Consider the following 14,155-nt stretch of genomic DNA (forward strand, 5'->3'; position numbering starts at 1 on the left):
TTTTTCAGTCGCGCTTCAGCCCGATACGCCGGAAGACTCAGCCGCGCTGTCGGCCTGCTCCGGCCAGAGCCACGGATGCGGCGACGCGCGCCGGTAACCTTCCGCTCCCATCAGCAGGTCCAGCGTGAGACTGGCGAGATCGTCCGCGAACGGTTCGAAATCGTAGTCCTTCGACTGAATGCCAATCTTCCGGTAAGTATGGCATTCGTCACACGACTCCGCCTTCAAAAACGCATTCCTCGAATCGGCTTCCCGGGTGACCTCGTCGGCGTCCTGCGAGCCGACGGCGTGATAGGCAATGCCCTTGGTCGAGTCGCAGTTCGAACATTTCGAACGGACCATGTGCCACTCTGTCGCGCACAGACCGCATTGCAGGTAGCGGTAATTGTCGTACGTACCGCCCACGCGCACCATGCTCGCCACCGGATGTGATCCGCATACAGGACACAGGCCGAGCGTTTCGATGTACGGCACTTCGCGCTTGTCGATATCGGCAGCGAGGTCGGTCCACACCACTTGCAGCGCGGCCATGATGAGCGGCGCGCTCGCCGGATCGACCTCCCCGAAGCGCTGCGCGAAGATCGCGTCGGCCTGAGTGTCGAGTGTGGCTTGATCGAGTGTTCGCAACTTTTCAATGAGCGCTTCGAGCGGCGGCGTGAGCGGCCCCGCGGCTTCTACCTTGTCGAGCAATTGACGCAGAACGTCGTGCCACGCCGGGTCGCGTACGCCGGAGAGCGCCGGAATCAGCGGCATGGAATGCTGTTGCGCGCTCGCGATCAGTTCGGCGCTGGGTGGCTTCGCCTTGAAGCTGGTGATCACGGCTTGCTGTGCATCCGCCAGCACGGCCATCAGGCGCAAATAGCCGGCAATCGGATTGCTGCGCGCCGCGAGTTGGCGCAGCCGCGCGGCGCGCGCCGAAAAGACCACTAGCCGTTCCGGTGTACGGATGCGGGGAATCGCGGTGTGATCGAGCGACTCGATATCGCCGGCCTCAAGAATGCGTTGAACCAAAGTATCAACCTCTAAAAACTGCACTGAGAACTGAAGAGCCGCCGCAGTTCATCGAACAAGGGCGCCGGCTCGGGTGCGGTGCGCGGCAAGTTGCGCCGCACTTTTTACCTATCCTTTATCGATCCTACTTGCCGATTATTTCCTTGAACCAGTTCGGATGATGCTTTCTCGCCCATCCGTAGGTCACGGTACCACGCGTCATCGCGCCGATCGATCCCTTGATCCACAGCGCCGCATAAATATGCACAACGATGCCAACGATCAGCACGAACGCAGTCGCGGCATGAACCAGCGCGGCGAGGCGGATGATCTCGATCGGGAAATAGAACGAGAAATAGCGCCGCCAGATCACGATGCCGCTTGCCAGCAACAGCAGCAGGCAGATCACCATCGTGAAAAATAGCAGCTTTTGACCGGCGTTGTACTTTCCGATCGCGGGGAGCTTGTCCTCGCGATTGTTGAGCACGTCGTCGATCTGCCTCATCCACTGAATGTCCGCGCGGTCGAGATAATTGTGGTGCCAGAAACGTAACGCAAGAATCAGGAACGACAGGAACATCACGCAGCCGACAAACGGATGCAGAATTCGCGTCCATTGCCCACCGCCGAAGATCGCGTAGAGCCACGACATCGCCGGATGAAACATGGCGAGGCCGGAGAGCGCCAGCAAGACGAACGTGATGGCGGTGATCCAGTGATTCGTCCGTTCATTCGGCGTATAGCGCTGTATCAGACTGTTGCCCTTCACGTCTTTCAGCACAACGTGCTCATGATTTTCAGCGTGTTTCATCGGATGCCTCCCGCGAACGGCGTGCTTCATCGGCTTCGTGCTGTGCTTCGGCTTCATGCGCCTCCGTCACCTCGTTCGGGCCGATGCGCGTGTAGTGGAAGAACCCCGCCAACGCGGCAAACGCGATACCGGCCAGCGCAAGCGGTTTCGCCAGACCCTTCCACAGATAGACCATCGCGCTGATCTTCGGATTCTGCGGCAAGCCGTGATACAGATTGGCTTTATCGGCGTGGTGGAGCACGTACATCACGTGCGTGCCGCCCACGCCGGCAGGATCGTACAGACCAGCGTTCTGGAACCCGCGCTCCTTCAGATCGACGACCCGATCCGCCGCCTGCTGCTTCATGTCCTCCTTGGTGCCGAACATGATCGCGCCGGTCGGACAGGTCTTCACACAAGCCGGTTCCTGACCGACAGCCACGCGGTCCGAACACAGCGTGCACTTGTACGCGCGATTGTCCTTCTTCGAAATGCGCGGCACGTTGAACGGGCAACCGGTCACGCAATAGCCGCAGCCAATGCAGTTTTCCTCGTGAAAATCCACGATGCCGTTCGTGTACTGCACGATCGCGCCCGGCGAAGGACATGCCTTCAGACAGCCCGGATCTTCGCAGTGCATGCAGCCGTCCTTGCGGATCAGCCACTCGAGATCGCCCTCGGTGTTTTCGTACTCCGAGAACCGCATGACGGTCCACGAATGCTCTGACAGATCGCGCGGGTTGTCATAGATGCCGGTCGTCGTGCCGATCTCGTCGCGCAGATCGTTCCACTCCATGCAGGCTGTCTGACACGCCTTGCAGCCAATGCACTTCGATACATCGATGAGCTTGGCGACCGTGCCCGTGACCGGCACACGCACTTGCGGTTCCGGCAAGGTGGTGGCCGAGAGGCGTTTGATGTCCAGTGATTGCAGTGCCATCTCTTTTCCTTATGCCTTTTCGACCTTGACGAGGAACGACTTGAATTCCGGTGTTTGCGAATTCCCGTCGCCTACGGAAGGCGTCAGCGTATTGACAAGATAGCCCGGCTTCGTGAGTCCCTTGAAGCCCCAATGCAACGGCAACCCGACTGTCTGCACCTTTTTCCCTTCGATCATGAGCGGTTTGATCCGTTTGGTGACGAGCGCCACGGCGATGATATGCCCGCGATTGGACGACACCTTCACGCGATCCCCCGCGACCACGCCCACTTCCTTCGCCAGATCCTCACCGATCTCCACGAACTGTTGCGGCTGGATGATCGCGTTCAAACGCGCGTGCTTGGTCCAGTAGTGGAAATGCTCGGTCAAGCGATAGGTGGTGGCCGTATGCGGGAAGTTCTCATGCGTGCCGAAAGCAGCCCGATCGTCCGGGAACACCCGCGCCGCCGGATTGCTGACAACCGCCTTGTTGTCCGGATGCAGCGGGTTGTAGCCGAGCGGCGTTTCGAACGGTTCGTAGTGCTCGGGGAATGGACCTTCCACGAGACCATCACGCGCGAAGAAACGCGCAACACCTTCCGGGTTCATGATGAACGGATTCATACCGTTTTCAGGCGGTTCGTCCACCTTGAAGTCGGGCACATCCGCTCCGGTCCACGCCTTGCCGTTCCACGCGATCAGCTTGCGCGTCGGGTCGAACGGCTTGCCGCTAACGTCGCACGAAGCGCGGTTGTACAGAATCCGCCTGTTTGCGGGCCATGCCCATGCCCAGTTCAGCGTATTGCCGATGCCAGTTGGATCCGAGTTATCGCGGCGGCCCATCTGGTTGCCGGCCTGAGTCCACGCACCGCAGAAGATCCAGCAGCCGCTTGCGGTGCTGCCGTCATCCCGAAGCTGCGCGAAGCCCGCCAACTGTTCGCCCTGTTTGGCGAGCACCTTGGTTTTGTCAATGGGATCCGTCACATCGGCGAGCGCCTTGCCATTGAACTCCATGGCGATTTCTTCAGGCGTCGGGCTTTCCGGGTCCGAATACGGCCAGCTCATGTTGAGAATCGGATCGGGATACTTGCCGCCGTTCTCCTTATAAGCCTTACGAATACGCAGCCAGAGCCCTGACATGATCTCCAGGTCGCTCTTCGATTCGCCCGGGCCATCCGCGCCCTGCCAGTGCCACTGCAGCACCCGGCTGGAGCTGACCAGCGAGCCACGCTCTTCCGCGAAACACGTGGTCGGCAATCGGAACACTTCCGTCTGGATCGTCGCCGGATCGACGTCGTTGAACTCGCCGAAGTTCTTCCAGAACTCGGAGGTTTCGGTGGCGAGCGGATCCATGATGACGAGCCACTTCAGCTTGGCCAGACTCGCGCCGATCTTCGCCTTGTTCGGCGCCGCGGCAAGCGGGTTGAAGCCCTGCGCGATGTAGCCGGTCATCTTGCCTTGATTCATCAGCTCGAAGACCTGCAGCATGTCGTACGACTTATCGAGCTTCGGCAGATAGTCGAAACCGAAGTTGTTCTCGGCGGTCGCGTTATCGCCCCACCACGACTTCATGAAGCTGACGTGGAACGCGCGGTAATTACGCCAGTAGCTGAGCTGGTTCGGGCGCAACGGCTGGGTTGCGCGCTTCTTGATGTACGCGTCGAAGTCCTGCTCGGCTTCCATCGGCAAGGTCATGTAGCCAGGCAACAGGTTCGACATCAGGCCGAGATCGGTCAAGCCCTGGATGTTCGAGTGACCGCGCAGTGCGTTCATGCCGCCGCCCGCAATGCCGATGTTGCCCAGCAGCAATTGCACCATCGCACCGGTTCGGATGATCTGCGAGCCGACCGAGTGATGCGTCCAGCCGAGCGCGTACAGGATCGTGCCGGCGCGCCCAGGGACGGCCGTCGATGCCAGCATCTCGCACACCTTCAAGAATTTTTCCTTCGGCGTGCCACAGACTTTTTCGACCTGCTCGGGCGTATAGCGCGAGTAGTGCTGCTTCATCAACTGGTAGACACAGCGCGGATGTTGCAGCGTCGGATCGACTTTGGCAAAGCCGTCGTCGCCAAGCTCGTAATCCCACGAACTCTTGTCGTAGGTGCGCTGATCCGCGTTATAGCCGGAATACAGGCCATCCGTGAACGAGAAATCCTCGCGCACGATGAAGGGCATATCCGTGTAGTTCTTGACGTACTCGTGCTGAATCTTGTCGTTGGTGAGCAAATAGTTGATCACCCCGCCCAGGAACACGATGTCCGAGCCGGTTCGAATCTGTGCGTAGTAGTCCGCGACCGATGCCGTACGCGTAAAGCGCGGATCGACCACGATCAATCTTGCCTTGCGATGCGCCTTCGCTTCCGTGACCCACTTGAAACCGCACGGGTGCGCCTCGGCCGCATTACCGCCCATCACGAGAATCACATCCGCGTTCTTGATGTCGACCCAATGGTTCGTCATCGCTCCACGGCCAAACGTCGGGGCAAGACCTGCCACCGTCGGGCCATGTCAGACACGTGCCTGATTATCGAATGCGAGCATGCCAAGACTGCGGACAGTCTTGTGCGTCAAATATCCCACTTCATTACTACCTGCCGATGCAGCGAGCATGCCGGTGGTCAGCCAGCGGTTGACCTTCTTGCCGTCTTCCGTCGTTTCGACGAAATTGGCATCGCGGTCTTCCTTCATCAGCTTCGCGATACGGTCGAGCGCGTCTTCCCACGAAATCCGCTTCCACTCATTCGATCCAGCCACGCGGTACTCCGGATACTTCAGGCGGCTCGGACTATGAATGAAGTCGATCAGGCTCGCACCCTTCGGGCACAACGTGCCGCGATTCACCGGATGATCGGGATCGCCTTCGATGTGGATGATGCTGGACTTTGCATTCTTGGCGTTGTCGCCAAGTCCATACATCAGGATGCCGCACCCTACCGAACAGTATGGGCAGGTATTGCGGGTTTCAGTTGTGCGCGACAGTTTGTACTGACGAACCTCGGCTAGCGCGGGTGCCGGAGAGAAGCCCATGAGAGCCAAACTTGATCCGGCGAGCGTGGTAGCGGAGACCTTCAGAAACTGTCGCCGGGACATGTGGGTCATGTAATGGCCTCGGCTTTTTTCGGGATACTAAAATCGATTATAGAGGCCGATATGAAGTCCTGCTGCGAGACTGCACACCTCGTCAACATTGTTAAATATGAAGCACTGCAGCCGATTTCAACGGAGCCGGTGGGCCGCCGCCGTCCCGCGCGCGCGAACAACCGCCATAATGCGGTCATTCGAAGCCCGAAATCCGCGCCATAATGACCGATACCCTCCCCACCACAACCCATTCGCCCCGCCTGACCAGCCTGTCACACGGCGGAGGCTGCGGGTGCAAGATCGCCCCCGGCCTGCTCGCCGATCTGCTCAAGCGAAGCGCGCCGCTGCCGTTCTTTCCCGATCTGCTGGTCGGCAACGATACCGCCGACGACGCCGCCGTCTACAGGCTCAACGACGAGCAGGCGATCGTCGCCACCACCGACTTCTTCATGCCGATCGTCGACGACCCGTTCGACTTCGGCCGCATCGCCGCAACCAATGCGCTGTCCGACGTCTACGCCATGGGCGGCAAGCCACTCATGGCGCTGGCGATTGTCGGCATGCCGATCAATGTGTTGCCGCACGACGTGATCGCAGCGGTGCTGAAGGGCGGCGAGTCTGTCTGCGCCGAAGCCGGCATCCCGCTCGCCGGCGGCCATTCGATCGATTCGGTGGAGCCCATCTACGGTCTGGTTGCGATCGGCGTGGTCGATCCGCGCCGGGTCAAACGCAACGCCGGTGCGCAAGCGGGCGACATGCTGATTCTCGGCAAGCCACTGGGCGTGGGCGTGCTGTCGGCGGCGTTGAAAAAAGACCGGCTCGATTCAAACGGCTATGCCGCGATGATCGCGGCCACGACCAAGCTCAATCGGCCGGGCGCGGCGCTCTCCGCGCTCGACGGCGTGCACGCCCTCACGGACATCACCGGTTTTGGCTTGCTGGGCCACACGCTGGAATTGGCGCGCGGCTCAAATCTGACCGCCCGCGTGCACTATGCGGATTTGCCCTGGCTGCCGGACGTGCTCAGCTTCGCGGAGGCCGGCATTTTTACCGGTGCTTCGGGGCGTAACTGGGACGCTTACGGCAAAGACATCCTGTTGCCGAGCTCATTGCCGTCGATTGCCCGCACCCTGCTCACTGATCCGCAAACCTCGGGCGGTCTGCTGGTTTCGTGCGCGCCGGAAGCGGTCGACGAGGTGCTCGCCCTGTTCCGCGCCGACGGTTTCAACGAGGCGCGCGTGATCGGGGAAATGGTCAGCGGAGAAAAGCGAGTCGAGGTGATCTGAGGAGCAAGCAGGTTTTTGGGCGACGAGAGGCAACGCGCAGGTTCTGGAAGCGGGTTTGAACAGCCTGTCAGCCGGCATTCACTGCGCATGCGATAATTTCGCTCCTCCTCGCCGGTTCGTTTCGTCCGTAGCCCCTTGAAAAACCTACTCGTCAGCCTCGACCAAGCCGGTGATTTCGATGAAATCATCGACGTGCGCACGCCTCTCGAATTCGCCGAAGACCACATTCCCGGCGCGCTCAATGCGCCTGTGCTGAGCAATGAAGAGCGTGTTCTGGTCGGTACGACTTACAAACAGGTCTCGCCGTTCGAAGGCACGCGGATCGGCGCGGCGCTGGTTGCGCGCAACATCGCGCATCACCTGGAAACGACTTTCGCCGACCGGCCACGCAACTGGCGTCCGCTGATCTATTGCTGGCGCGGCGGGAAACGTTCAGGTTCGGTCACGACGCTCTTCAATATGATAGGCTGGCCGGCGCGTCAGCTGGACGGCGGCTATAAAGGCTATCGGCGCGCAACGCTGGACACCCTCGACGCGTTGCCGAAGGCATTCAGGTACATCGCGCTGGTAGGCCCGACCGGCAGCGGCAAGACGCGCCTGCTCGAAGCGCTGAATCAGGCGGGTGCGCAGACGCTGGATCTCGAGGCGCTGGCGGCCCATCGCGGCTCGCTGCTGGGCGCCTGGGCAGGCGTTACGCAACCGTCGCAAAAGCGCTTCGACACGCTGCTGGTGAGCGCCCTGCGCACGTTCGATCCCAAACGGCCGGTATTCGTCGAAGCGGAAAGCCGGCGGATTGGTTCGATTTCGCTGCCGCTCGCGCTCCTCGACACGTTTCATCAGGGCGCCTGCGTCGAAGTGTTATCGAGCCACGAAGACCGCGCAGCGTTCCTGCTGCAAGACTATGCGCATCTGTTCGACGATCCTGAATCGCTGAAAGCGCAACTGCAGAAGATGATCGGTTTGCATAGCCGGGAGCGCGTCACGGGCTGGCAGTACCTCGTCGATGAAAATAGCCGGGCTGAACTGGCCCGCGAGCTGATTGAACGGCACTATGATCCGGCGTATGCGCGCAGCAGCCATCAACATTTCGTCCACCTGCCGGGTGCGTTGCAAATGAATTTTCGGCCCAACGACGCCGATGTCGTCGAGCAGGCAAAAGCACTCCTCGCTCAACTCGATAACAGCACGCTCGCCGTCATCTGATCCAAAACTAAAGTTAAGACCATCCATCATGCAATCAACCCTTCGGCAGCCCCGTGTCGCCCTTGGCTGGATCGTGTTTCTGCTGATCGCCGTCGTCGGCCTCTTCTATGTGAAGTGGTTCCCGTACTACAACCGTGCCTTCGTCGCCGCGAGCCAGCATTCCATCGGCAAGTCGATCCTGATGGGCACGTCGTCGAGCGCGCCTGCGGCGTCGTGGCAGGCAGCCATCGATTACGCGCTGGCCTACGGCAAGGCGATCTGGCAAGCCATGGTGTTGGGCCTTCTGCTGGGCTCGGCGGTGCAGGCGCTGATTCCGCCGCAGTGGGTCGCACGCGCGCTCGGCCGGTCCGACTTCAGCAGCGTGGTGAAGGGCGGCCTGATGTCGTTGCCGGGCATGATGTGCACGTGCTGCGCGGCGCCGGTCGTGGCCGGCTTGCGCGCCCGTCAGGCGGCGCCGGGCGCGGCGATCGCGTTCTGGCTGGGTAACACGGCCCTTAATCCGGCCACATTGATCTTCATAGGCTTCGTGCTCGGCTGGCAATGGATGGGCTTGCGGCTCGCCCTGGGCCTCGTGATGGTGTTCGGCCTCGGCTATCTGGTGAACCGCATGGTCACGCCGAAAGAAGCCGAAGCATCGCGCGACGCCATGGCGCAACTGGTCACCGGCGACGATCCGGGCACTGCGTTCACGCGCTGGGTGAAGATCCTTGGAACCATGACGCTGCGGCTGATTCCTGAATACATCGTACTGGTGCTGATTCTCGGCGCTGCGCGGACATGGCTGTTTCCGCACATCGGACCCAGCATCGATAACAGCCTGCTGTGGATCATTACCTTGTCGATCGCCGGCACGTTGTTCGTGATTCCGACCGCGGGCGAAGTGCCGATCATTCAGGCCATGCTCTCCTTCGGCATGGCCGCCGGGCCGGCTGGTGCATTGCTGATGACGCTGCCGCTTATCAGCGTGCCTTCAATGGCGATGCTTGGCCGCTCCTTTCCCAAGCGCGTGCTGACGGTGGTGACGCTGGCGGTGGTGGCATGCGGGGTGGTCAGCGGGTTTCTGGCTATCGCTTTGGGCTTCTAAACGATGAAACGTATTGCAGCATTCTGTCTAACGAGCTGGTCGGCCGCAGGCCTTCTCTACTTCGGACAGCATTCGGTGGCCCTGATTGTCGTCAGCGGGGTCGTCGCGCTGGCTGGCTTCGATCTGCTCCGCCCTTGAGGGGATAGACGAAGCAACTTAAGTCGGACGAATCGTCGCCGACTCGAGCGCCATCCTGCGACGCGCGCCGATCAGTCCTGCGAGAGCCGTCCCGATCCCCAACACGAACAGACACGCCGTAGGCACCAGCATCGGTGCGACGTGGCTATGCGCCACCTTGCCGACGTAAGGCATCAGGTTCTGCCCGGCAAAGCCGCCGAGATTGCCGATCGCGTTGATCGCAGCCACGCTCGCCGCGGCTCTTGCTCCCGAGAAAAACCGCGGGGGCAGCGACCAGAAACACGGATAGAGCAAGGGAATACACGCCCCGCCCAGACACAGCGCGACAAAGCGCATCGACGCGGTCGGCAGGACGAGGCTCGACGCGAAGCAAACGACGCCGATGCCAGCCACCACGCTCATCGCCTTCAGAACGACGCGCTCACGCTTGAGCTTGCCGGGCAGCCACAGCAGAAGCAGCGTCGCGAGCGCCCACGGAATCATGTTCAACACACCGTTCAGCGACGACGACACGCCGTCGCTTTTCAGCAGCGTCGGCATCCAGTAGGTCACCCCGTACAGCGACGTCGACATCAGCATGTACGTCAGCGCGAACATGAGAACCTTCGGATCGAGCAACGCGCCCCAAGGCCGCGTCGCTTTAGCGTCATCCGACGCTTCCCGCTTGAGCGCGGCGATGACGACGTCTTTCTCCTGCTGGGAAAGGAAAGGTGCATCCTTCACCGAATTCGGCAAATATTTGAGCGCAACGAATGCAATCAGAATGGCCGGAATGCCGGTGGCGATAAACACCCACTGCCAACCCGCGAAACCCCACGTGCCGCCCAGCGTCAGCAGAAGACCGCCGACCAGCGAGCCCAGCATATTGGCGAGCGAACTGCCCAGCGTGAAGAACCCCAGCACCTTGGTGCGATAGCTTTGTGGGAACCACTGCGTGAGGTAGTAGATGACGCCGGGATAAAAGCCGGCTTCGGCAACGCCCAGTGCGAAGCGAAAGGAATAGAAGACGGGCAGCGAACGCGCGAACGCCATCAGCACCGTGACCACGCCCCAGGTCATCATGATGCGTGCGAGCCAGGTCCGCGCACCGAAGCGATGCAGCGCCAGTGTGCTCGGCACCTCGAAGATAAGGTAGCCGATGAAGAACAGCGAGGCCCCCAGCCCGTATGAAGCTTCCGTCATGCCGAGCGCGTGCACCATCTCCAGCTTGGCGAAACCGACGTTCTGGCGGTCGATAAACGAAATCAGAAACATGACGATCAGAAGCGGCATGAGCCGCCACGCCATCTTCCTCATTACCTGCTGCTCAAATCCTGCCTGCATAGACATGTCCGCTCCGGTTGTCTCGCCGGCCGCTATCGACACTCGCCCGGCGGCATGGCAGCCGCTACGTTGAGAAAACGGCCAGATATGATGTAGTCATATATATGTTTATATGAATTAGCATCGGACACCATGAGGTGATACCCGAATAGGCGCGTGCGATCCCAGCGATCCAGGCGGCGCTGTGCTCAGCGAATTTCCACCTGGTACTGAAACGTCGTGGCGGCCCCGCGCGTACTGCGCCATTCGAAGGGCGTACCCGCGAAGTCCGACGCGACACGGTGGACCTGAATGACAGGGCTGCTGAGTTCTACATCGAGAAGCGAGGCGTCGTCGGATGTGGCTTGTTCTACTTTTAAAATTTCCGTAGCGGACGCCACGATCTGCCGGCAAAGACGCTCGTACAACGGATACAGCAAGTCCTCGAAATCGCCGAGCGGCAATGTGGCCAACGGTTCGAAACGCCCACGTGGCAACCAGATTTCTTCAGACAGAACCGCCTGGCCTTCGATCAGGCGCACACGCGACAAATGGATTGCTTTCTCGGAGGCTTTCATCCGCAAAGTCGAGCGAATTTCTTCGCCAGGCTTCACGATTTCACGCTTGAGCACGCGCGCTGTCGGCCGCACCGGCTCGCCGTCGCGTGACTTGAAACGAAAGAAGCGGAACAGCGACGAATCGAAACGAGGCCGACGAATGAAGGTGCCTTTGCCCTGGCTGCGCGTGAGCACGCCGTCGACGACGAGCAGATCAATCGCCTTACGAACCGTTCCAGTGGAGACGTTATAGAACTGCCCCAACTCCGCCTCTGTGGCGATGGCTTCCTCCAGCGCCCATTCGCCTGCGGCAATGCGGCCAACCAGGTCGTCACGCAGTTGCTGATAACGGGGTAACCGACCATCCGGTTTGGTCACGAAAGAGGCCGCTTCCATAGTAATCATATAGTTGTTCAGAGGAGTAACTACTGTACAACATCCCGCGGCGTCGGCGTGAGCAAGGGTTAATACTCAATGACTTTCCACGGTTTTGGGACCACAATTCATGTAGTCATATATATAACTACATGATACGCTTGACGGAGACGGCTATGTTCACGTGGTACAAGCAGAGCACGCCCCTCGAACGCAACACCTTTTGGGGGTGCTTTGCGGGTTGGGGGCTCGACGCGCTCGATGTGCAGATGTTCACCCTTGCCATTCCCGCGATCATTGCCGCGTATGGCATCGACCATACGCAGGCCGGCGCGATCAGCAGCGTGACGTTGATATCGTCGGCACTCGGCGGCTGGATCGCAGGGGCGTTGTCGGACCGCATCGGGCGCGTCCGGACGTTGCAAATGACGATCCTCTGGTTCGCCGGCTTCACCTTTCTCTGCGCGTTCGCGCAAAGCTTCCCGCAACTCCTGATCCTGAAGGCGCTGCAAGGATTCGGATTCGGCGGCGAGTGGGCCGCAGGTGCAGTACTGATGGCGGAAACCATTCGCACCGAACACCGCGGTAAGGCGATGGGTGCCGTGCAAAGCGCCTGGGCGGTTGGCTGGGGCGCAGCCGTGCTGGTGTATGCCGCGGTGTTCTCCTGGTTACCGTCGGACACTGCATGGCGTGTGATGTTCGCTGTCGGCCTGGTGCCCGCCGGCCTTGTTCTGTTCGTACGGCGCAATCTGAAGGAACCGGCACGCGTCGCGCCCACAAGCGCCGCACCCAGGATTCCGGTGCTCATGCAGATAACCCAGGTCTTCCAGCCGCGTGTGCTCCGGACCACCGTGATCGGCGCCGTATTGGGCACCGGCGCTCACGGCGGGTACTACGCGATCATGAGCTGGTTGCCTACCTTCCTTGCCAAAGAACGGCATCTGTCGGTTCTGAACACCGGTGGCTATCTGGCAGTTGTGATCGTGGCTTTCTGGTGCGGCTGCATGGTGAGCGCCTATCTGCTCGACCGCATTGGCCGCCGGCGCAACATCGCCCTCTTCGCGTTCTGCTGCATCGTGACGGTTCTCGCTTATGTGATGCTGCCGCTGACCAACATGCAAATGCTCGTGTTGGGCTTCCCACTCGGCTTGTTCGCCGCGGGCATCCCAGCAAGCCTCGGCCCGCTTTTCAACGAACTGTATCCGGCCGACATGCGCGGCACAGGCGTCGGATTCTGCTACAACTTCGGACGGATCGCCTCGGCGGGCTTTCCTGTCCTCGTCGGCTACATGAGTCATTCGATGTCGCTCGGTATGGCAATCGGCATCGACGCGGCCATTGCTTACGGCCTCGCGATGATCGCAGTGTTGCTGCTTCCCGAGACGCGCGGCAAACGTCTGCGTGGCGTGGTACCTGAATCTGCAGCCGACGCCGTCGACAATGCGCGATTGACCCTGGACCCGCCGCGGAGCTGACCATGAGTGCGCCCGCCTCCCTCGCCCAGTTTCGCTCCTGCCGCGTGGACACTCACGCGCACGTCTTCCAGAGAGGCTTGCCGCTCACGGATAGCCGGCGCTACGCACCTGGCTACGACGCAACGCTCGACACTTATTTGCAACTGCTGAATGCGCATGACATCGGGCACGCGGTGCTGGTACAGCCGAGCTTTCTCGGAACGGACAATCGCTACCTGCTGCAAGCACTGTCCCACGACACGCGCCGTTTAAGGGGCGTAGCGGTCGTCGCGCCCGATGTTTCCGAAGAAGAGCTGGTCGAGCTGCATGGTCAAGGCGTAACCGGCATACGGCTGAACCTGATCGAGCAGGCATTGCCGGATCTGGCAGCGAAATCATGGACGCCGTTGCTCGAACGATTGTCGAGACTGGGTTGGCACGTCGAACTACACCGGAATGCGCAGGACCTGGCGCCGATGCTCGACCGGCTGTTGGAGGCCGGCGTACCCGTGGTCGTCGATCATTTCGGACGACCCGATCCTGAGAAAGGAATTCACGATCCCGGCTTCAAGACATTGCTCGGGTATGGGGGAACAGGCCGCGTGTGGGTCAAGGTCTCGGGAGCCTACCGATGTGCTGCTCCCGGTTCTGGCTTTGTGCATGAGGCGACGAGCCAGCTTGTCGAACACTTCGGTGCTGAGCGGCTGATGTGGGGAAGCGACTGGCCTCATACCCAGTACGAACAGGTAGTGAACTACGGCCAGTCGTTATCGACGCTATTGGACCTCGGCCTGGACGCAGCGGTGATCGACGCAATTTTCTGCACAACGCCTGCCGCGTTCTATGGATTCGAACAGGAATCCGGGAACAGTAGTGCGTCGACAACGACCGCACTGCGGCGCGCTTTCTGAGCAGCACAGCGACGAGGCCAAGGTCCGCCGCGCCTCGTTGGCGACGGCGGACTGCTTCTTCAGGT

Annotated in this window: 11 protein-coding genes; 5 read left to right on the forward strand and 6 right to left on the reverse strand. The window is 60.6% G+C overall.

Annotated features, from left to right (window positions below; all coding sequences use genetic code 11):
- Positions 1-15 precede the first annotated feature (15 nt).
- The 4 genes from fdhE to fdnG all read right to left on the reverse strand — a co-directional run bounded on the left by fdhE (position 16) and on the right by fdnG (position 5,798).
- Positions 16-1,011, reverse strand: a complete 996-nt coding sequence (gene fdhE / locus VFE81_RS18760) for a formate dehydrogenase accessory protein FdhE (protein WP_325046026.1) — start codon at positions 1,009-1,011, stop codon at positions 16-18.
- 124 nt (positions 1,012-1,135) lie between these two features.
- Positions 1,136-1,801 carry a formate dehydrogenase subunit gamma gene (locus VFE81_RS18765; protein ID WP_325046027.1) on the reverse strand — a complete coding sequence of 222 codons (666 nt, stop codon included), beginning with the start codon at positions 1,799-1,801 and terminating at the stop codon, positions 1,136-1,138.
- A complete protein-coding gene (gene fdxH / locus VFE81_RS18770) occupies positions 1,788-2,720 on the reverse strand; it encodes a formate dehydrogenase subunit beta (protein WP_325046028.1) in 933 nt (310 codons plus the stop codon). Before fdxH ends, VFE81_RS18765 begins: the two co-directional genes overlap by 14 nt.
- A 9-nt stretch (positions 2,721-2,729) precedes the next feature.
- Positions 2,730-5,798, reverse strand: coding sequence for a formate dehydrogenase-N subunit alpha (gene fdnG, locus VFE81_RS18775; protein WP_325046029.1), 3,069 nt, complete (start codon positions 5,796-5,798; stop codon positions 2,730-2,732).
- A gap of 203 nt (positions 5,799-6,001) precedes the next feature.
- Between fdnG and selD the strand changes: the two genes are divergently transcribed.
- The 3 genes from selD (at position 6,002) to VFE81_RS18790 (ending at position 9,353) form a co-directional block, all read left to right on the forward strand.
- A complete protein-coding gene (gene selD, locus VFE81_RS18780) occupies positions 6,002-7,066 on the forward strand; it encodes a selenide, water dikinase SelD (protein WP_325046030.1) in 1,065 nt (354 codons plus the stop codon).
- 135 nt (positions 7,067-7,201) lie between these two features.
- Positions 7,202-8,269 (forward strand): tRNA 2-selenouridine(34) synthase MnmH, encoded by a 1,068-nt coding sequence (gene mnmH / locus VFE81_RS18785; protein ID WP_325046031.1) that lies wholly within the window; start codon positions 7,202-7,204, stop codon positions 8,267-8,269.
- Between the two features lie 28 nt (positions 8,270-8,297).
- Entirely contained in the window at positions 8,298-9,353 is a 1,056-nt protein-coding gene (locus VFE81_RS18790; protein WP_325046032.1) for a permease, read from the forward strand.
- 156 nt (positions 9,354-9,509) lie between these two features.
- Here the strand turns inward: VFE81_RS18790 and VFE81_RS18795 are convergent, their stop codons facing one another.
- The gene (locus VFE81_RS18795; RefSeq protein WP_325046033.1) at positions 9,510-10,820 is read right to left on the reverse strand and encodes an MFS transporter; all 1,311 of its coding nucleotides are present in this window, start codon (positions 10,818-10,820) and stop codon (positions 9,510-9,512) included.
- 182 nt (positions 10,821-11,002) lie between these two features.
- Positions 11,003-11,746, reverse strand: coding sequence for a GntR family transcriptional regulator (locus VFE81_RS18800; protein WP_325046050.1), 744 nt, complete (start codon positions 11,744-11,746; stop codon positions 11,003-11,005).
- Positions 11,747-11,901: 155 nt separating this feature from the next.
- On the opposite strand from VFE81_RS18800, the gene VFE81_RS18805 reads away from it, so the two are divergent.
- Positions 11,902-13,200: an MFS transporter gene (locus tag VFE81_RS18805; protein ID WP_414695622.1), complete on the forward strand. Its 1,299-nt coding sequence runs from the start codon at positions 11,902-11,904 to the stop codon at positions 13,198-13,200.
- A 2-nt stretch (positions 13,201-13,202) separates the two neighbouring features.
- Complete coding sequence (locus tag VFE81_RS18810) at positions 13,203-14,090, forward strand: amidohydrolase family protein (protein WP_325046035.1); 888 nt, start codon at positions 13,203-13,205, stop codon at positions 14,088-14,090.
- Positions 14,091-14,155 lie beyond the last annotated feature (65 nt).

Origin of the sequence: Paraburkholderia sp. (assembly GCF_035656215.1) — a bacterium.
In the GTDB taxonomy this organism is placed as follows: domain Bacteria; phylum Pseudomonadota; class Gammaproteobacteria; order Burkholderiales; family Burkholderiaceae; genus Paraburkholderia.